The organism is Thermococcus fumicolans (assembly GCF_055386755.1).
In genome coordinates, this window is sequence record NZ_AP042424.1 from 996,909 (window position 1) to 1,012,784 (window position 15,876).

At 57.0% G+C, this 15,876-nt stretch carries 20 protein-coding genes; 8 read left to right on the plus strand and 12 right to left on the minus strand.

Annotated elements, in window-relative coordinates; all coding sequences use genetic code 11:
- Nucleotides 1–20: 20 nt before the first annotated feature.
- The gene (locus ACZ5AM_RS05505) at nucleotides 21–797 is read right to left on the minus strand and encodes an HD domain-containing protein (protein ID WP_464914067.1); all 777 of its coding nucleotides are present in this window, start codon (nucleotides 795–797) and stop codon (nucleotides 21–23) included.
- 142 nt (nucleotides 798–939) lie between these two features.
- Here ACZ5AM_RS05505 and ACZ5AM_RS05510 point away from each other — a divergent pair, with 142 nt between their 5' ends.
- Together ACZ5AM_RS05510 and ACZ5AM_RS05515 are read left to right on the plus strand one after the other, a co-directional pair.
- Nucleotides 940–1,128 (plus strand): antitoxin family protein, encoded by a 189-nt coding sequence (locus ACZ5AM_RS05510; protein ID WP_464915994.1) that lies wholly within the window; start codon nucleotides 940–942, stop codon nucleotides 1,126–1,128.
- Entirely contained in the window at nucleotides 1,112–1,531 is a 420-nt protein-coding gene (locus ACZ5AM_RS05515) for a type II toxin-antitoxin system VapC family toxin (RefSeq protein ID WP_464914068.1), read from the plus strand. The genes ACZ5AM_RS05510 and ACZ5AM_RS05515 overlap by 17 nt, the downstream gene beginning before the upstream one ends.
- Here the strand turns inward: ACZ5AM_RS05515 and ACZ5AM_RS05520 are convergent, their stop codons facing one another.
- From ACZ5AM_RS05520 to ACZ5AM_RS05530, 3 genes are all read right to left on the minus strand, one after another.
- Nucleotides 1,532–1,945 (minus strand): PIN domain-containing protein, encoded by a 414-nt coding sequence (locus tag ACZ5AM_RS05520; RefSeq protein ID WP_464914069.1) that lies wholly within the window; start codon nucleotides 1,943–1,945, stop codon nucleotides 1,532–1,534. It lies immediately after the preceding gene.
- A 34-nt stretch (nucleotides 1,946–1,979) separates the two neighbouring features.
- Complete coding sequence (gene eif2g / locus ACZ5AM_RS05525) at nucleotides 1,980–3,212, minus strand: translation initiation factor IF-2 subunit gamma (RefSeq protein ID WP_464914070.1); 1,233 nt, start codon at nucleotides 3,210–3,212, stop codon at nucleotides 1,980–1,982.
- An 85-nt stretch (nucleotides 3,213–3,297) separates the two neighbouring features.
- Nucleotides 3,298–4,620 carry a DUF4139 domain-containing protein gene (locus ACZ5AM_RS05530; protein ID WP_464914071.1) on the minus strand — a complete coding sequence of 441 codons (1,323 nt, stop codon included), beginning with the start codon at nucleotides 4,618–4,620 and terminating at the stop codon, nucleotides 3,298–3,300.
- Nucleotides 4,621–4,765: 145 nt separating this feature from the next.
- On the opposite strand from ACZ5AM_RS05530, the gene ACZ5AM_RS05535 reads away from it, so the two are divergent.
- On the plus strand, nucleotides 4,766–5,464 hold the full coding sequence (locus tag ACZ5AM_RS05535; RefSeq protein ID WP_464914072.1) for an acetate--CoA ligase family protein: 699 nt from the start codon (nucleotides 4,766–4,768) through the stop codon (nucleotides 5,462–5,464).
- 43 nt (nucleotides 5,465–5,507) lie between these two features.
- On the opposite strand, the gene ACZ5AM_RS05540 is transcribed toward ACZ5AM_RS05535, so the two are convergent.
- Both ACZ5AM_RS05540 and ACZ5AM_RS05545 read right to left on the minus strand, forming a co-directional pair.
- Nucleotides 5,508–6,740, minus strand: a complete 1,233-nt coding sequence (locus ACZ5AM_RS05540) for an A24 family peptidase C-terminal domain-containing protein (protein ID WP_464914073.1) — start codon at nucleotides 6,738–6,740, stop codon at nucleotides 5,508–5,510.
- A 23-nt stretch (nucleotides 6,741–6,763) separates the two neighbouring features.
- Nucleotides 6,764–6,961, minus strand: a complete 198-nt coding sequence (locus tag ACZ5AM_RS05545; protein ID WP_464914074.1) for a class III signal peptide-containing protein — start codon at nucleotides 6,959–6,961, stop codon at nucleotides 6,764–6,766.
- 59 nt (nucleotides 6,962–7,020) lie between these two features.
- Here ACZ5AM_RS05545 and ACZ5AM_RS05550 point away from each other — a divergent pair, with 59 nt between their 5' ends.
- Nucleotides 7,021–7,359, plus strand: coding sequence for an ASCH domain-containing protein (locus tag ACZ5AM_RS05550; protein WP_464915995.1), 339 nt, complete (start codon nucleotides 7,021–7,023; stop codon nucleotides 7,357–7,359).
- Nucleotides 7,356–7,925 (plus strand): ASCH domain-containing protein, encoded by a 570-nt coding sequence (locus tag ACZ5AM_RS05555; protein ID WP_464914075.1) that lies wholly within the window; start codon nucleotides 7,356–7,358, stop codon nucleotides 7,923–7,925. Before ACZ5AM_RS05550 ends, ACZ5AM_RS05555 begins: the two co-directional genes overlap by 4 nt.
- Here ACZ5AM_RS05555 and ACZ5AM_RS05560 read toward each other — a convergent pair whose 3' ends face one another.
- The 5 genes from ACZ5AM_RS05560 to ACZ5AM_RS05580 form a co-directional block, all read right to left on the minus strand.
- Entirely contained in the window at nucleotides 7,926–8,330 is a 405-nt protein-coding gene (locus ACZ5AM_RS05560) for a ribonuclease III family protein (protein ID WP_464914076.1), read from the minus strand.
- A complete protein-coding gene (locus ACZ5AM_RS05565) occupies nucleotides 8,308–9,660 on the minus strand; it encodes a glycosyltransferase 87 family protein (RefSeq protein WP_464914077.1) in 1,353 nt (450 codons plus the stop codon). The genes ACZ5AM_RS05560 and ACZ5AM_RS05565 overlap by 23 nt, the downstream gene beginning before the upstream one ends.
- Nucleotides 9,661–9,769: 109 nt before the next feature.
- A complete protein-coding gene (locus tag ACZ5AM_RS05570) occupies nucleotides 9,770–10,057 on the minus strand; it encodes a DNA-directed RNA polymerase subunit L (protein WP_464914078.1) in 288 nt (95 codons plus the stop codon).
- Nucleotides 10,047–10,685 carry a DUF2067 family protein gene (locus ACZ5AM_RS05575; protein WP_464914079.1) on the minus strand — a complete coding sequence of 213 codons (639 nt, stop codon included), beginning with the start codon at nucleotides 10,683–10,685 and terminating at the stop codon, nucleotides 10,047–10,049. Before ACZ5AM_RS05575 ends, ACZ5AM_RS05570 begins: the two co-directional genes overlap by 11 nt.
- Nucleotides 10,686–11,273 (minus strand): exosome complex RNA-binding protein Csl4, encoded by a 588-nt coding sequence (locus ACZ5AM_RS05580; protein ID WP_464914080.1) that lies wholly within the window; start codon nucleotides 11,271–11,273, stop codon nucleotides 10,686–10,688.
- A gap of 90 nt (nucleotides 11,274–11,363) precedes the next feature.
- On the opposite strand from ACZ5AM_RS05580, the gene ACZ5AM_RS05585 reads away from it, so the two are divergent.
- The 3 genes from ACZ5AM_RS05585 to ACZ5AM_RS05595 all read left to right on the plus strand — a co-directional run bounded on the left by ACZ5AM_RS05585 (nucleotide 11,364) and on the right by ACZ5AM_RS05595 (nucleotide 15,072).
- Nucleotides 11,364–12,008, plus strand: coding sequence for a DUF432 domain-containing protein (locus tag ACZ5AM_RS05585; protein WP_464914081.1), 645 nt, complete (start codon nucleotides 11,364–11,366; stop codon nucleotides 12,006–12,008).
- A 2-nt stretch (nucleotides 12,009–12,010) separates the two neighbouring features.
- Nucleotides 12,011–13,102, plus strand: coding sequence for a mechanosensitive ion channel family protein (locus ACZ5AM_RS05590; RefSeq protein ID WP_464915996.1), 1,092 nt, complete (start codon nucleotides 12,011–12,013; stop codon nucleotides 13,100–13,102).
- A gap of 89 nt (nucleotides 13,103–13,191) precedes the next feature.
- Nucleotides 13,192–15,072, plus strand: coding sequence for a threonine--tRNA ligase (locus ACZ5AM_RS05595; RefSeq protein ID WP_464914082.1), 1,881 nt, complete (start codon nucleotides 13,192–13,194; stop codon nucleotides 15,070–15,072).
- On the opposite strand, the gene ACZ5AM_RS05600 is transcribed toward ACZ5AM_RS05595, so the two are convergent.
- On the minus strand, nucleotides 15,062–15,829 hold the full coding sequence (locus tag ACZ5AM_RS05600) for a hypothetical protein (protein ID WP_464914083.1): 768 nt from the start codon (nucleotides 15,827–15,829) through the stop codon (nucleotides 15,062–15,064). The two genes, ACZ5AM_RS05595 and ACZ5AM_RS05600, sit on opposite strands and share 11 nt — an antisense overlap.
- Nucleotides 15,830–15,876: the final 47 nt, after the last annotated feature.

The window sequence follows — 15,876 nt, forward strand, 5'->3', positions numbered from 1 at the left end:
GATAAAGAAACGGTGGGAGGTTAAATAACCTTCTCCACGATCTCCCCATCCGCGCCGGTGTGTATCCTCAGCCTTACCTTCCCGCTTAGGAGGGAACTTTTAACCTTCTTCGTCAGAATCTCGTCCACCTGGAAGATCCCCGCCGGGTGCTTCATCCATATCTCAATGAGTATTGGCTGCTCCTCGTCGCCTTCCTTTATCTCCACCTTCTCTATGGCTAAAGCCGAGACCGCGTGGATGTCGACCTTGTCCTTCTTGTGGACGAGCCTGCTCCTTCCCGCTTCCATGTCGCAGCCGTCCGCTATGGTGACGAGTGAGCCCTCTATGGTGGTGCACGGCACGTGCTCGTCGTGGGTGTATATGGCGTTGAGCGTGAGGGCCTTGAGAAGGAGCGGATCCCTGTCCTCGAACTCGCCCACGAGCTTCTCTATCACCGGTTCCGCCAGCTGGACGCTGAAGCCGTAGTGGTTTATCCTGTGTATCATGTTGCCGATGTCGTGGAAGAGCGCGCCGAAGGCGACGATGAACTTGCTCCACCTGAAGGGCTTGCCCAGCCTCTCGGACGTCGTTTTGATCCCGAACTTCCTTATGATCCTGAGCAGTTCCAGTGCGCGCCTAGTCGTCAGGAGGACGTGCACCGGGCCGTGGTCGTTGAAGCCGTAGACGTTGAGGACTATGTAGTTGGTGGTGTCGAAGTAGTAGTGGTATTCCCTGAAGGCCCTCTCGTACATCCTGTAGAGCTCCTCGTCGCCCATCAGTTCCCTTATCTCTTCGAGCAGTCCTTCCTCCGTGTACATTCTCTCACCCGAGGGGGTAGAGGAGGTGGGGTTTTAAGGATTATTATTGCGAAATGGCTGACCTCCTCCCCGCCGTGAACGGCGATGTTTTCAAGAGAAAAAAAGATAAATAGCCTCGGAACAAACTTCCTCCGTGGTGGATATGGAGGGTATTAGGGCCGTTTATAGGCATGGAGTTCTGGTACCCGAGAGGGAACTGCCCCTCAAGGAGGGGGAGGAGGTAGTGATCCTTCTCAAGAGGTCCAAGAACGTTGATAAATACTTCGGCATCTTTGAGAGGGGAAAGGTTGAGAAGGTCATCGAGGAGATAGAGAATGAGGGTGTTCTTTGATAGCAACGTCTTTCTGAAGTTCTTTGGAGGCGAGGAAAAAGCTAAGGCTTTGCTAAGCCTCGTGTGGGAAGGGGAAGTTGAAGGCGCTATAAACCCCGTTGTGCTCTCCGAGGTGACTTACGGTTATATAAGGCTCTCAACGAACCTCCGCCCCTACGATCTGAAGAGAAAGCTGCCAAAACTTGACGTGGACCTTTCCCCTGTGGAGGAGCTTCTCTCTGAGTTTACAATGCTGAATCCCGCTTATTCCGTTGGGGATCTCCTTGGGATGGTTTCCAGCTACGGGCTCCTGCCAAACGATGCATCCATCGCGCTGACGTGCAGAATTGAAGGGATTAAACGGATAGCCACCTTTGATTCTGATTTTCAGAGGGTTGACTTCCTAGAAGTGCTGGGTGTGTGATCATCCCAGCATTCCTTCAAGCTCGAGGATCTTCTTCGAGCGGAGGTAAACGACCGGAACGCCTCTCTCGCGAAGCCTCTTCTTCAGCCCCTTGTCGTTGGTGCACACTATAACCCGCTCGTTCCTGGTGGCGAAGTCGAAGATCTGGTCGTCTATCGGCCTCTCTCCAAAGTGGCCTATTTCAACCGTCTCGAAGCGCTCCGCCAGCTTCTTCGCCATCCTTATTGCCACCAGATCCTTTCCCCTGGCTTTCCGCTCTATGACCTCCAGCTCCTGGAGAACGACGTTAGGGACGAGGATTCTGAACCTCACGTCGAGGATCCTGTTGAGTTCCGAGATTATGTCGACGCCGAACTGCCCTGGCACGAGGAGAAAGTTCGTGTCCGGAATAACCACCCACTCGTTCTTCTCCATGAGAACCACCCAAACTGGAGAAAAAGGAAAGAGATTACTCCCTGATGAAGCCGTAGCCTATAAGCCTCCACCTGCTGCCGACCTGCCTGCTTATGGCAACGCGGTCTCCCGGCTCGGCGCAGATGGGTATCTGGAGCTTGAGCTCTATCGTGTCCTTCCCGAGGCCCGTAACTAGGCCCATAGTCCTTGCCGTCCCGACGTTGAGGAGGAGAACCTCGCGCCTCTTTATAGGCTCGACTTTCAGTTCTTCCTCGGTTCCGACGACGCGGTCGAGGAGGTGAACCTCCAGCGTGAGATCCTCCCAGACCGGCGGGAGCTGGCCGGGCTTTCCGACGACGTTTCCAGCCATGAGGTCGCCCTTGGTGAGGAACGGGTCGAGCTTTGTTCCAACTCCAACTAGACCGCCTGGGTAGGCTTCGTCCACGAACTTTCCTCCGGCCTGGAGGGAGACTATCTCCGTCGTTATCGGCTCGTAGCGTATCCTGCCGTGGTCCTCGTAGGGGACGCCGGGCCTTATCTCGATCTCGTCCCCCACTTTGAGCTTGCCCTGGATTATCGAACCGCCGATAACTCCGCCCACGAGCTTCTCGGGCTTGGTTCCCGGCTTGTTGACGTCGAAGCTCCTCAGGACGAGCATCTTGGGCGGCTTGTTCGGGTCGCGCTCCGGCGTGGGTATGAACTCCTCTATAGCCGCTAGGAGAACGTCAACGTTGGCCCCGTGTAAAGCTGAAATCGGGATTATCGGGGCGTTCTCGGCCACGGTCCCGGCTATGAACTCCTTTATCTCGTTATAGCGCTGGATGACCTTCTCCTTGTCGACGAGCTCGATCTTGTTGAGGGCTATGACGATGTTCCTGTTCCCGACTATCTGAAGCGCCATGAGGTGCTCCCTGGTCTGGGGCATTATGCCCTCATTGGCCGCTATGACGAGAACCGCGCCGTCCATGAGGGAGGCTCCAGCCAGCATGGTGGTCATGAGCGCCTCGTGGCCCGGGGCGTCTATGAAGGAAACGCGCCTCTCAAATTCCGTCTCGTGGCCGCAGTAGGGGCACACCGGCGAGCTAGAGTACCTGCCGCAGTTCGGGCACTTCCTTATCTCGGCATCGGCGAAGCCTATCTTGATCGTGATGCCCCTCCTCAGCTCCTCGCTGTGGGTATCGGTCCAGATCCCGGTTAGGGCCTTGGTCAGGGTGGTTTTACCGTGATCAACGTGACCGACCATTCCTATGTTAACCTCAGCCTGCCTAAACTCCTTCTTCTTTGCCATCTCTCTCACCCCTAACCATAGAAAGCGGGGTCGTTTATTAAGGTTATCGTGAGGGGCCGGAAGAAGAGAAAAGGAAAACTGAAACTCACCAGGTCACTTCGTACTCGAACGTCACGCTCTTTGAGCCCCCAGCAGGAACGTTCAGGACGAACTCCACGTAGCTGGCCGTTTCATCGCTTGGGCTGACGCTCGAGCTCAGAATCTTCCCGCGGTACTTGTAGTGGCGCACTACAACGCTCTTGGCCTCGTCCCCAAAGTTCTCGATCTTTATCTGCACCTTGTACTTTGCCCAGCGGTCGCCGTGCTCGTAGCTGAGCACTTTGGTAGTTCCCTTGAGGTCGTAGTCCTTCCCGATGCCTATCCTTACCACGTCGCCCTTGGGGGTGTGGTCAATGTGCCCCTCGCCTATCAGAACCGTTCCTCCGTTGCCCTCGCGGTAGATCTCGACGACTCCAGCGGGCAGTACCTTGTCCGTCTTGAAGGAAATCGACTCGTAAACGTCGCCCTCCCTGTTGTAGGCCCAGCTCTCGTAGAGGTACTCCCTCTTTACCCCGAGTTCCGTTGAGATGTAGGGTATCATCATAGTGCTCGCCGGCTCTATGTCGACGGCCCCGAGGGGGTACATGTAGAACGCCTCGAGCTTGACCGGCTCCTGGGGGCTGACCTCGTCCCCACCGGCCTTCGCCTCCGCAACCGCGTAGACGTACCTCGGGGAGACCCCCTGGTACAGCTGGACGTCGCCCGAGACCAGAACGACCTTGGCGTTGTCGTATTCCCGTGAGGTGGGGTTCTTCATGATTATGTATCCCAGGAGCTTTGCCCTCTCGTTCCCTAGGTAGAGCTTGTACCTGCTACCCCAGCTCATGCCTGAAACGCGGTAGGTTATCTCAACTGGGTATTTGCCGTCCTTCTCCGCCAGGAAGCTGGCGTAAACGCCTCCCTTCTTCTCTATCCTTGAGGCCTTGAAGTAGACGAGCTCACTTGGGTTTACGGCGTAGAGACCGTCCCCGTTCTGGATCACGAGCTTTCCGTCCTTCAGACCCAGGAACTTCCCTTTGATGAGGTCTCCGTTCGTCGTCTTGACTTCCACGTCACCGCCAACGTTGGAATCGTATATGTTCTCGCTCGACTGGGCGCTGTAAAGCCCCAGGAACTGGACGCTTGAGTTCAGGGGCCTGACGGTTATCTCCTCCACGCTGAGCCCGGCAAGTTCTTCCAGCGGAATCCTGTTTATGCCCTTCTCAAGGCTCAGGTTCAGAACCCTGCTCACGACGCCTAAGTTGGCCGAGTCGTAGAGGGCAACCGTTGTGTCCGCCTGAGCCGCCCTGGTCCTCTCCGTCCCCGAAAAGGCAACCATCAGGATTACTATCACGACCGTCCCAATAACGGCCTTCCACAGTTTTCTCATGGGGAATCACCGTTACTACTACGGTGTCCCCCTACTTATAACCCCACCATGGCTTCAAACGTGGTTGAAGCGGTGAGTTGGCAAATGGAAACCCTTTTAACTGCCCGGGAGGATTGAGCACTGTCAAGCTGATGGGGTGATTGGTATGGACAGGATTGCTAAGGCCAGGGAGATAATCGAGAAGGCCAAGGCCGAGAACAGGCCACTCGTCGAGCCGGAGGCTAAGGAGATACTCAAGCTCTACGGCGTCCCGGTTCCGGACTTTAAGGTCGCCACCAATGAGGAAGAAGCTGTAGAGTTCGCCAAGGAGATCGGCTACCCGGTCGTCATGAAGATCGTTTCCCCGCAGATCATCCACAAGAGCGACGCCGGTGGAGTTAAGGTCAACATCAAGAGCGACGAAGAAGCGAGAGAGGCCTTCAGGACCATTATGGAGAACGCCAAGAACTACAAGCCGGACGCCGACCTCTGGGGCGTTATCATCTACCGCATGCTTCCGCTCGGCAAAGAAGTTATAGTCGGTATGATCCGCGACCCACAGTTCGGCCCGGCCATCATGTTCGGTCTCGGTGGAATCTTCGTCGAGATACTCAAGGACGTTTCCTTCCGCGTCGCCCCGATAAGCAAGGACGAAGCCCTCGACATGATCAAGGAGATCAAGGCCTACCCGATCCTCGCCGGAGCGCGCGGTGAGAAGCCCGTCAACATAGACGCTCTGGCGGACATCATCGTCAAGGTTGGCGAGCTTGCTCTCGAGCTTCCGGAGATCAAGGAGCTCGACATCAACCCGATCTTCGCCTACGAGGACTCAGCAATAGCCGTCGACGCGAGGATGCTCCTCTGAGCTCTTTTTCTCTTCCTTTCCGCAAAAAGTGGAAAATTCGGCTTCAGAGCCCCGCCGTCTTCAGAACCAGCCACCAGAACATGTCCCCCCAGAGCAGCGCTATGAGGAAGCCCAGGTAGATGCTCGGTGCGAAGGGCATGGCCTTCTTCCTCAGGAAGCGGTTTTCCAGCTTCCCCTCCTCGACGAGCGACTTTAGCCTCTCTATCTGCTCCTTCGAGAGGCCCTCCGCGGTTGGAGAGGCTATCACCTTCGCGTTCTCGGTTCTTCCGGAGAGGGCTTTGAAGTCCCCCGACAGGAGGGCCTTCTTGAGGGCGTCGAAGAAGCCGGTGCGGTCCCTCTTCACCTCCTCCCCCTCCAGATAGATCGTCTCCCCGAGTATGTCCCACTCCCTGAGCTGCTCAACGGTAACCTCCTCGATGAAGGCTTCTTCCCTCAGAACCTTGACCACTGAGAAGAAGACCTTGAAGAGGTAGAGGACGACGAGGAGCTTTGCGAAGCTGTAAAGGGCGCTCAGGCCTGCCAGATACGTTAGGTAGGCCGTGGAGGCAACACCTATTGCATCCCCGACGGCCCTCCACTTTCCAAAGACTGCTATCAAGGCGATGGTGAGCAGGTACTTGAGGAGGGGGTGGAGGGTCAGGCCGGCGTTTCTCTGGAGGAGAACCACCAGGGCCACACCTGCCATTATCCAGAGGGAGGCCTCGACGGAGAGCGAGGCCCTCTCAAGGAACACGCTCTTCAAAGCCCCGGTTTTTCTCCTGACGATAAGGATGGCCAGGGCGTAGAATATCAGGAAGGGGAAGATGGCCAGTATGCTGTTGAAGAGTATCGCGAGGGGGTAGAGGGGGTAGCTTACCTCGTAGGGGGCCGTGACCCTGGCTACGCTCAGGGGGTAGGGCAGGAGGGCCGAGAAAGCCGCCAGGAGGAGCACGTCCCCGGAAGCCCACGCCCCCGCGTAGTAGAGGAAGAGGCCGAGTAAGAGTCCAACGACGAACCCTATGATTCCAGAGAGGGCTAGGATCGTGTCCCCACTCCTGAGCCCGAGGTACAGGTAGAGGATTATTCCGACCTCGACGGCCGGGACTGGGATCTTCACCAGCCATTCCGGGAGGTTAACTTCTTCGTCCTCCTCTTCCATCCCCCTGACCTTCTCCAAGAGGGCAAGGATGGGAAAGACGTGGTTGTCAAATATGAACCCGGTCTTAACGTCCGTGTAGGAGGTCAGAAAGCCGGCGATTGATCCAACGAGTAGAATAATCCACGCGTAGGCTTCCACCCCTCTCACTCCCCCAGAAGCCGTCAGAGGTTCTCCATTATCCTCTCCCTAACGGTTTTCGTGTAGTCCTCGACGCTCTGCTGGAGTTCCCTCGTGGCATCGAAGACGACCTTGATGGCTATCGCCACCAGTATCATCGCCGCCGCTAGCATGAAGAGGTACTCCACCGCACTCTGGGCCCTCCTAGCTTTCCTCACCATTGTCATACCCATCAGCTCCATAACGAGTTGGTTTCAATTAGATTTAAAAGTTTCCCCGAGAGAATTGGGAGGGAGTGCAGATGAAGGTCTACAGGCTTAGAGTTCGCGAGGAGTACCTAGACTACATAAGGTCCGGGGAGAAGAGGACGGAGGTCCGGGTTGCCTACCCCCAGCTAAGGAACATAAAACCCGGCGATAAGATCATCTTCAATGACGAGGTTCCTGCCGTCGTTACCCAGGTTAAGCGCTACGAGACGTTCAGGCAGGTGCTCAGGGAGGAGCCCATAAAGAGGATCTTCCCAGATGAGCCGAGCTTTGAAAGGGCCCTTAAGCGTTTCCACGGCATGTACCCCAAGTGGAAGGAGAACCGCTACGGTGTCATAGCGATAAAGTTCAGGCTCCTCGGTGAGGGGAGATGAAGCACCTCGAGTTCGACGGCAGGTACGCCGAAGCAATCCTCAAAGGAAAGAAAAGAGCGACGGTGAGGCTCGGAAGGAGGCCGAACCTAAGCGAGGGAGACGAGGTTCTCATCCACGCGGGGGGGTACGCCATAGGTAGGGCCGTGATAGAGAGGGTCGAGAGCAAGACCGTCGGGGAGCTGACCGATGAAGATGCTTTCCTGGACGGCTTTTCGAGCAGGGAGGAGCTTTTAAGGGCCCTCAGGGAGCACTACAGGTACGTGGACGACGATTCTCCAGCCCATGTAATAGTCTTCCGCCTGATCGAGAAGTTCAAAAAGCCGGTTTTGAGCGCTGACTACGCCTACGAGGGAAACCTGCCCGTCGAGATAGCCGAGATGGCCCTGAAACACCTTGATCTTCCCGAGGAGGACAGGGAACTCATAGAGCTCTTCCTGAAGGCGGGGAGCCTGAGAAAAGCCGCCTACCGCCTCGGGGGCCTCAACAAGCGCTACCTGATAAGGGACGCCCTGAGGAGGGCCTACGAGCGGCTCAAGGAGAGGGGCCTCATGGGGCCGAGGGTCTGATCAGAGGTCGAGCCTCTCTTTTATGAGCTTCAAAAGCTCCCCAAAGGCTTTTCCCAATGCCTCCTTGCTCCGGTACGGGTGGAGTACATCGTCGTCGAAGTTCCTGACGAGAACCTCGACTGCCTCCTCTATCGTAAATGCCCCCTCTAACCAGGCGAATGCTATAACGGCCTCCGCCACGTCGCCTTTTCCGTGCTTGTCCGTTCTCGGGGGTATCAGGTGCTTCAAACGGGCCCTCTCCATGGCGATGGCGAGGGATGCATTGGGAACCCTTCCACCACTCGGCCTTCCCGTGAACTCGCTGAGGGCCAGGGAGTAGAGGAAGTTGGCCAGGGAATCGCCGAGGGTTGCGAGCCCCTTGTCCCTGAAGTCCCTGGGGTACTCAATCCTTGGCTTTTTCTCCACTCGTCACACCTCCGCACTCCAGCGAGGCAGAGAGGGCCCAGACCAGCCAGGCGAAGAGGAGCAGGGTGAAGACCCCCGAGAGGACCATGAAGGGCCCGGTGTCGAAGATCATGAGGGTGAGGCGGTCTATAAGCTTAACCATCTCCCAGTCCGGGTTCTCGAAGTGGACGTGGAACCAGAAGCTTGTGGGGAAGGTTATGGGCCACAGAGTGGGGGGCACGGTCGTTATGAACGCGACGGCCCGGGATGGCCAGCTGAGCTCTGGCAGGGCAAGGGCAACGAACGCTATGAGCGGGAGCATGTACTGGGTGTTGACGCGCCAGTAGCTCAGGAGGAAGGCCGCGTAAGCCAGGGCCACCGAGACCCTGAGGTTCCTGGAGCGGTGGTGAACGAATAGAACCGCCGCCAGGGCGGGCAGGGCGAACCAGAGCCAGTGCTTCATGTAGAAGAGCGTGTTGAGGCCGGTCTTGTCGTGTATGAATGTCAGAAGTGCCACGAGGCCGTTGAGGTTGTAGGATATCGGGTAGGTGTAGTCGGGCTTCATCCCCTGCAGGAGATCGTGGATGCTGGATAGGGAGCCCGGTTTGAGGAGGAATGGAGCGAAGGGAATGAACAGCCCGGCAAGGAAGCTGCCGACGTTTATTCCGAGCCCTCTGGGGTCTTTTTTGCGTTTCAGAAGGGCGTCCCAGAGGACAACCGCGGCCGGGAACAGGAGGGTGTGCTTCACCACCAGACTGAAGCCCACGAGGCCGTACCCGAGCTTCTCGCTCCCCTTTTCGATGTAGTACAGGCCGAGGAGGAAGGGAAGAACGGCCAAGCCGTCGAACATGCCGTATATCGAGGAGACGTAGATGACCATGGGGTTGAGGAAGTACAGGGTAGCGGCCAGGAATGCCCCCCACTCGGACTTCTTCCTCACCATGGTGTAGATGAGAACCGCTATCCCGACGTCGGCGAGGATGAAGAGGGACTTAACCGCGACCACCCACGACCTTGAAACGAAGACGTGGTAGCCGTTTTTGTCCCAGAAGAACCTCACCTTTCCATTGCCCACGATGAGCCGGAGGAGGGCTAGGAGGTACGCCAGAACGGGCCCGTAAACGTAGGGCCACCCGTATGGCCACCCCTCGAGCCTCCACCGCTTTCCGGAGGCGTAGGCGTAGAAGTCCAGGGGGTGCCTCAGCATCGTGCCCCCGAAGCCGTAGAACTGTGGTATGTCGCTCCCGCTCGAATAGGGGGCCAGGTAGAGCCTGATCGCGAGTCCGATGAGGATTACCCCTATAAGGGCCTGAACGGGCCTCTTTGAGAGCTCCCTCCTAAGAACCTGCACACTCTTCCGGGTGATTTTAAAACTCCGCTTCATTCGCCTTACCCTGCATGGATACCCCGGAGCCCTTAAAAGAATTTCGGAGCGGGCTGAGTAGGAAATGGAATGGGGATCAGCCTTTAACGGCGGCGTTCCAAGCTTCTAGAACAGCCCTGGCACCGTCGAATATCTTCTGGGCGGCCCTCTCGAGGGCCTCCTCAGGGCTCTCTTCACCGTCGGTTGTGACCTTGAACCTCGGCTTCCGCGCCATGAGTATCGGGTGGTCTATTGAGTATGCCGCGAACTTGACGTGTTCGTCCTCGTGGAGGGTCTCGACCAATAGGTTGGCGAACGTGTGGTCCTCTCCCTCAAGGTAGAACTCGAGCGTGTTCCCTTCCCGCTTGATGACCTCAATCTTCACCGCTATCACCCCTCAGATGATCCAGGACGATCTTCAAAGCCTGCTCCTTGTTCTTGACCAGTTCGTATTTAAACTTATCCTCCTTCCACTCGGCCACTCCCAGCTCAACTAGGAGGTCGATGACCTCTCCCGGCTCCATCCCGAAGGCCACCGAGACCGGAAGGATGACCTCCCGTATCTGCCTCGTGGTCTGGAGTGATACCTCGGCGAGGTTCTCACCGAGCTCCCTCACCAGTGAGACGGCCTCCTCCCAGGGCATGGAAGTTACCAGCTCCCCCTTGGACTCGTCCAGCTCGGCCCTCTCCCCAAGCAACTCGAGGGTCTTCATCAGGATTGGAAGTGAAACACTCGCCCCGGCCTCCCTGAACAGGTCGTCGGGTGAGTAGTGGTAGAGGCCCCTCCTGTCGGGGTACAGCTTTGCCCTGACCCTGTTGTGGATCGCCCTTATCTTCCCTATGGCCTCCCGTATCTCCTCCTTAGTCCCCTGGACGTTGATCTTGAGGGAATCGAGCTTTCCGTGTACGTAGATGAACGCCGGGAGGCTGAGCCTTTCGAGCTCCTTCATGAACTCCTCCTTTTCCCTGTCGTCCCTCACGTGGATTGTTATGACCTTCTTGGCCCTCGCCATTCAGATCACCATCTTCCTGTAGAGGGACGAGAGCTTTCTGGTTTCGACGTTTCCGCACTTGGGGCAGACTAGCTGGTTCCCCCTCCTCACGAGGGGCGTCCTGCACCTCGAGCAGAACGCGTACACAACCCCGAGATCCGGGGCCCTGGTCGTGAGCTGGATCGGGCTCTTTTCGTTCGATATTACGCGGGCCCTTATTATATCGCCGACCTTGAACTCCTTGCTCAGGTCTTCAACGAACCCGTTTTTTACCTGGGAGACGTGAAGTCCGGCCAGCTTTGATGTGGCTATCTCCCTGTCCCTCTTCCCCTCTATCCTGAGGAGCTGTAGTATAACCGCCTGGGACTTGACCTCAATAACCTGAGCTATCACAACGTCGCCCACCTTTGGGAGCGGCGGGGTGTCGGTGACGGGCTCAACGTGTATCTCCATCCTTTCCTGATCCACCCTCACCCTTCCTGGCCTTGTGGCTATCAGTTCTCCGTTCTCCTCCTTCACGCCTTCCCCCGGCAAGTACTCCTCTATGACACCGAGGTAATCCCCGGGAAGGACCATGTCACCATCTTTGGCCGGTTTTTTAACCTCCATCCTCCCACCTCGTAGGGATTCCAGCGAGGATTTTTTAAGTCTTTGCTACAGCTTCGATAACCTTAAATCCACCTCACCGGATTTGGGAGCATGTTTGGGGGGCATGAACTCAGAACCCAGTTCATAAAAATCGGGGATAAAAAGTTGCACCTCCTCGAATTGGAGGGCGATTTCGTGAGGTACCGCCGCGATGACGTTGAGAGGCTCATCAAGAGGAGGGACGGCGAAAAGCTGGAGGTTCTCCCGGCCCCGGCGGAGGGCTACGGCATCAGGCTTTTGATGGTCGTTCTCCGGGAACCCCTGGCCATTCCCCCCGGCGAGGAGGTGGTGGGCTTCCTCGAGGCCCCCGTTGACGTGGAGGTCAGGACGGGGGAGCTGACGATAGACCGCTTCGTCGTTGGCCGCGAGAAGTACGCCCTGTACGGGAGCGTTGAGGCCGGGGCAATAGCGAGGTACCACGTTTCGAGCTTCACCTTGAAGGAGCCCGACTCCCTCGGGGTTATGGTGGTCTCGATCACCAACCCCACCAGGAACTGGGAGGGGATAGACAAAGTGGTCGTCCCGATCAGGGGATCGACAATGTATTACTCCCCTGAAAAAGCCTACTACCCCCTCGTTAAGGTCTCGCTCGGCGATGCCATTCCAGAGGTCAACAACACTGGGAAACCTCCGAAGGAAGGTCTGATGGTCTCCGGGAGGAAAAAGGCCCTCCCCAACTTCCTGATGAGGTGGTGAGGATGAGCCTAAACCTCTCGGCCAACTGGACCCTGGGCTTCGGTCCGACCAAGGTTACGCTGAACGTCGGGGACGCCGTGCTCTCCCTCATCGTCTTCATCCTCGGTTTCTTAATAGCGAAGGCCATCGAGAAGTACGTACTGGAGCTCTCGAACAGCACAACCTACGTCTGGCTCTTCAACGAGGACACCGCCAGGGCCATCTACAACATGGTGGTTCTGATAGCGGCCTTCTACTCCCTCCACATCCTGGGCATACTCTCGTATAAGGTAGGCGGTACTCCCCTCAGCGATGTCCTAACCGCTTTGGCCGTCTTCTACTTCTCCTACCTCCTGGCGAAGAGGTCGAAGGACTACATGCTCATGCGCACGACTCAGGAAAAGCTGCCCGAAACCCAGATAAAGGCCAAGCTCCTCTACTACGGCATAATAACCTTCGCCTTCTTCGTGTCCCTCAATATAGCCGGCCTCAGCGGCAGGCTGTCGACCATTATAGCCGCCGCGGGTATAACGGGTATCGTCCTCGGTTTCTCGGCCCAGACGGTCATAGCCAACTTCATCTCCGGCGTTTTCATGTACTTCGACAAGCCGCTCAAGATAGGCGACGCCGTCAGGATAGGGGACGTCGAGGGTGTGGTCCACGACATAAGGATCCTCTCGACGCGGATACGCGCCTGGGACGGAACCCTGGTGAGGATCCCAAACGAGAAGCTCTTCAACAGCAACATCGTCAACCTGCAGAAGTACCCCGCTAGGAGGGCGGAGATAACCGTGGGGATAGCCTACAAGGAGGACGCCCAAAGAGCGATCGACACTATCCTCAGGGTTCTCGATGAAGAACCATACGTCCTTGCAATACCCGAGCCGAGGGTCTACGTCAGCGAACTGGCCGACAGCTCGGTCAACATAACCCTCTGGGCGTGGGTTCCGAGTTCTCTCTGGATAGGCCAGAACCTCCTGCGCTCCAAGTACCGCCTCCTCCAGAAGATCAAGGAGGCCCTCGACAGGGAGGGAATCGAGATACCGTTCCCGCAGAGGGTGAACTGGTTCCCGGAGCCCATCAGGATAAGGGTCGAGGGGGAGAGGGAAGGCTGAGTCTCTTTGTTTTCTCCCCTTCGAACAGGTTTATAAGCCCAAGGGAAAACTTTTAGTAATTCGACTCCAGCTATGGGTGGTGGTTGAGAATGAGAATGCTTCTGATACACTCCGACTACCTCGAATACGAGGTCAAGGACAAGGCCCTTAAGAACCCCGAGCCGATAAGCGACGAGCAGAGGAAGGGCAGGCTCGACGAGGTTCTGGCCGTCTTCATGAGCGTTGAGAAGGTCGACGAGAGCAACCCGGATGAGGTCGTTGAGAAAGCCGTGAAGGAGATCAAGGACGTTACGGCGCAGGTTAAAGCCGAGAGGATATTCGTTTACCCCTTCGCCCACCTGAGCAGCGAGCTGGCGAAGCCTGATGTAGCCCTCAAGGTTCTCCAGAAGGTTGAGGAAAAGCTTAAGGAGGAAGGCTTCGAGGTCAAGCGCGCCCCGTTCGGCTACTACAAGGCCTTCAAGCTGAGCTGCAAGGGACACCCATTGGCCGAACTCAGCAGGACAGTGGTTCCAAGCGGCGAGGCCGTCTCAAAGGAGGAGCGCAACATAGCCCTTGAAAAGGAGGAGGAACTCAAGAGCTACTGGTACGTCCTCACGCCGGAGGGCGAGCTCATCGAGGTCGACAAGTTCGACTTCACCGGCCACGAGAACCTCAGGAAGTTCGCCAACTACGAGATAAGCAAGAACAGGATAGCCGACAGGGAGCCGCCCCACGTCAGGCTCATGCTCGAGCACGAGCTCGTTGATTATGAGCCCGGAAGCGACGGCGGAAACCTCCGCTATTATCCGAAGGGACGCCTGATAAAGGGCCTCCTCGAGCAGTACGTCACCGAGAAGGTCATCGAGTACGGGGCGATGGAGGTCGAGACCCCGATCATGTACGACTTCGAGCACCCCGCTCTGGAGAAGTACCTGAACAGGTTCCCGGCGAGGCAGTACGTGGTCAAGAGCGGCGACAAGAAGTTCTTCCTTCGCTTTGCCGCGTGCTTCGGCCAGTTCCTCATAAAGAAGGACGCCACCATAAGCTACCGCAACCTTCCGCTCAGGATGTACGAGCTTACGCGCTACTCCTTCAGGCGCGAGAAGAGCGGCGAGCTCAGCGGTCTGAGAAGGCTCAGGGCCTTCACGATGCCGGATATGCACACCGTCGCTCGCGACCTCAAGCAGGCGATGGACGAGTTCAAGAAGCAGTACAAGCTCAGCATGGAGGTCCTCAGGGGCGTTGGTCTCACCCCGGACGACTACGAGGTCGCCATACGCTTTACCGAAGACTTCTGGAACGAGAACAGGGACTTCATCGTCGAGCTGGCGAGGATAATCGGCAAGCCCGTCCTAATCGAGATGTGGAAGCAGAGGTTCTTCTACTTCATCCTCAAGTTCGAGTTCAACTTCGTGGACAACCTCGACAAGGCTGCAGCGCTCAGCACCGTCCAGATAGACGTCGAGAACGCGGAGCGCTTCGGCATAACCTACTACGACGAGAACGGACAGGAGCAGTACCCGCTCATACTCCACTGCTCGCCGAGCGGAGCTATTGAGCGCGTTATGTACGCAATCCTCGAGAAGCAGGCCAAGCTCCAGGCCAAGGGAGTAAAGCCGGCCTTCCCGCTCTGGCTCAGCCCGATACAGGTTAGGGTTATACCAGTCAGCGAGGAGGTCATGGACTACGCCCTCTACGTCGCCGGTAAGCTCGAGGGTGCCAAGATAAGGGCGGACGTCGACGACACCAACGACAGGCTCAACAAGAAGATAAGGAAGGCCGAGAAGGAGTGGATTCCCTACATCGTCGTCGTCGGAAGGAACGAGAAGGAGCAGAACACCGTCACCGTGAGGAGAAGGAGCGACGGGAAGCAGGTCGAGATGCAGCTCGAGGATCTCATCAGGGAGATAAAGGCCCAGACCGAGGGCTTCCCGTACAAGCCAAGGCCCCTGCCGTTGCTCCTCAGCAGGAGGCCGAAGTTCAGGGGATGAGTTCCCCCAGCCTCTTTACCCCGAACCTCTCCCTTCCCGTTTTTCCCGTCTTTATCAGGAGGTACTCCTCGGGTTTGAACCCCGGTATCGGCGCCTTCAGGAAGTAGAGGTGTTCCTCGAACTTCCCCTTCCCAACGAAGGCCTTGGAGAGGAGGACGTAGTCGCTGAGCTCCACTATCCACGCCGTGAAGTTCTTGGACACAGTGTCCCGGTTGAGGGACATCACCAGAAAGCTCTCGACCGGGAGCCTAGAGTAGAGGCTCAAAACTTGGCTGAGCATCTTCACCGTTGGCTCTTCTCCCGCTATCTGAACGACCCCGTGGAGGGGGTAGACGATCCGAAGGATTCTCTTTCCCTCAGTTCTCGGGATGATGTTCTCCTGGTAAATCCTGAAGATCTTGGGGTTGAGTGTCTCGGGCTCTACTGGGTCCAGGTAGAAGACGTTCCTCCTCTCGGTTCTCAGGTGGTATCTCGAACCGAAGACGTCGATTATGAACAGGGTGTCCTCATCGAGCGCCTTCTCGGCGTCGATCCCGACTATCTCTAGATCCCTCAGGAAATGGTTCAGGGGTCTGAGGTAGTTCGTTATCACAACGGCCCAGCCCTTGTCCATAAACTCCTTGGCCATGACCAGGGGTATCTCCCATGCGTCCGAGTACGTCTCGTAGATGAGGGTCAGCGTGGAGTAGGGAGTTATCTCCCCCACGAACCTCTCCACGGGGAGCTCAAAGGGTAGGTCACCCATCCCCTTCCCCAATTATGGTACTATAGCACATTGACATAAAAACTTTGTGGGAATCCCAA

Excerpts from the sequence above, each read along its gene's own strand:
- ACZ5AM_RS05505 (WP_464914067.1), bottom strand. The coding sequence starts at position 797 with ATGTACACGGAGGAAGGACTGCTCGAAGAGATAAGGGAACTGATGGGC.
- ACZ5AM_RS05510 (WP_464915994.1), top strand. The coding sequence starts at position 940 with ATGGAGGGTATTAGGGCCGTTTATAGGCATGGAGTTCTGGTACCCGAG.
- ACZ5AM_RS05515 (WP_464914068.1), top strand. The coding sequence starts at position 1,112 with ATGAGGGTGTTCTTTGATAGCAACGTCTTTCTGAAGTTCTTTGGAGGC.
- ACZ5AM_RS05520 (WP_464914069.1), bottom strand. The coding sequence starts at position 1,945 with ATGGAGAAGAACGAGTGGGTGGTTATTCCGGACACGAACTTTCTCCTC.
- eif2g (WP_464914070.1), bottom strand. The coding sequence starts at position 3,212 with ATGGCAAAGAAGAAGGAGTTTAGGCAGGCTGAGGTTAACATAGGAATG.
- ACZ5AM_RS05530 (WP_464914071.1), bottom strand. The coding sequence starts at position 4,620 with ATGAGAAAACTGTGGAAGGCCGTTATTGGGACGGTCGTGATAGTAATC.
- ACZ5AM_RS05535 (WP_464914072.1), top strand. The coding sequence starts at position 4,766 with ATGGACAGGATTGCTAAGGCCAGGGAGATAATCGAGAAGGCCAAGGCC.
- ACZ5AM_RS05545 (WP_464914074.1), bottom strand. The coding sequence starts at position 6,961 with ATGGAGCTGATGGGTATGACAATGGTGAGGAAAGCTAGGAGGGCCCAG.
- ACZ5AM_RS05550 (WP_464915995.1), top strand. The coding sequence starts at position 7,021 with ATGAAGGTCTACAGGCTTAGAGTTCGCGAGGAGTACCTAGACTACATA.
- ACZ5AM_RS05555 (WP_464914075.1), top strand. The coding sequence starts at position 7,356 with ATGAAGCACCTCGAGTTCGACGGCAGGTACGCCGAAGCAATCCTCAAA.
- ACZ5AM_RS05575 (WP_464914079.1), bottom strand. The coding sequence starts at position 10,685 with ATGGCGAGGGCCAAGAAGGTCATAACAATCCACGTGAGGGACGACAGG.
- ACZ5AM_RS05580 (WP_464914080.1), bottom strand. The coding sequence starts at position 11,273 with ATGGAGGTTAAAAAACCGGCCAAAGATGGTGACATGGTCCTTCCCGGG.
- ACZ5AM_RS05585 (WP_464914081.1), top strand. The coding sequence starts at position 11,364 with ATGTTTGGGGGGCATGAACTCAGAACCCAGTTCATAAAAATCGGGGAT.
- ACZ5AM_RS05590 (WP_464915996.1), top strand. The coding sequence starts at position 12,011 with ATGAGCCTAAACCTCTCGGCCAACTGGACCCTGGGCTTCGGTCCGACC.
- ACZ5AM_RS05595 (WP_464914082.1), top strand. The coding sequence starts at position 13,192 with ATGAGAATGCTTCTGATACACTCCGACTACCTCGAATACGAGGTCAAG.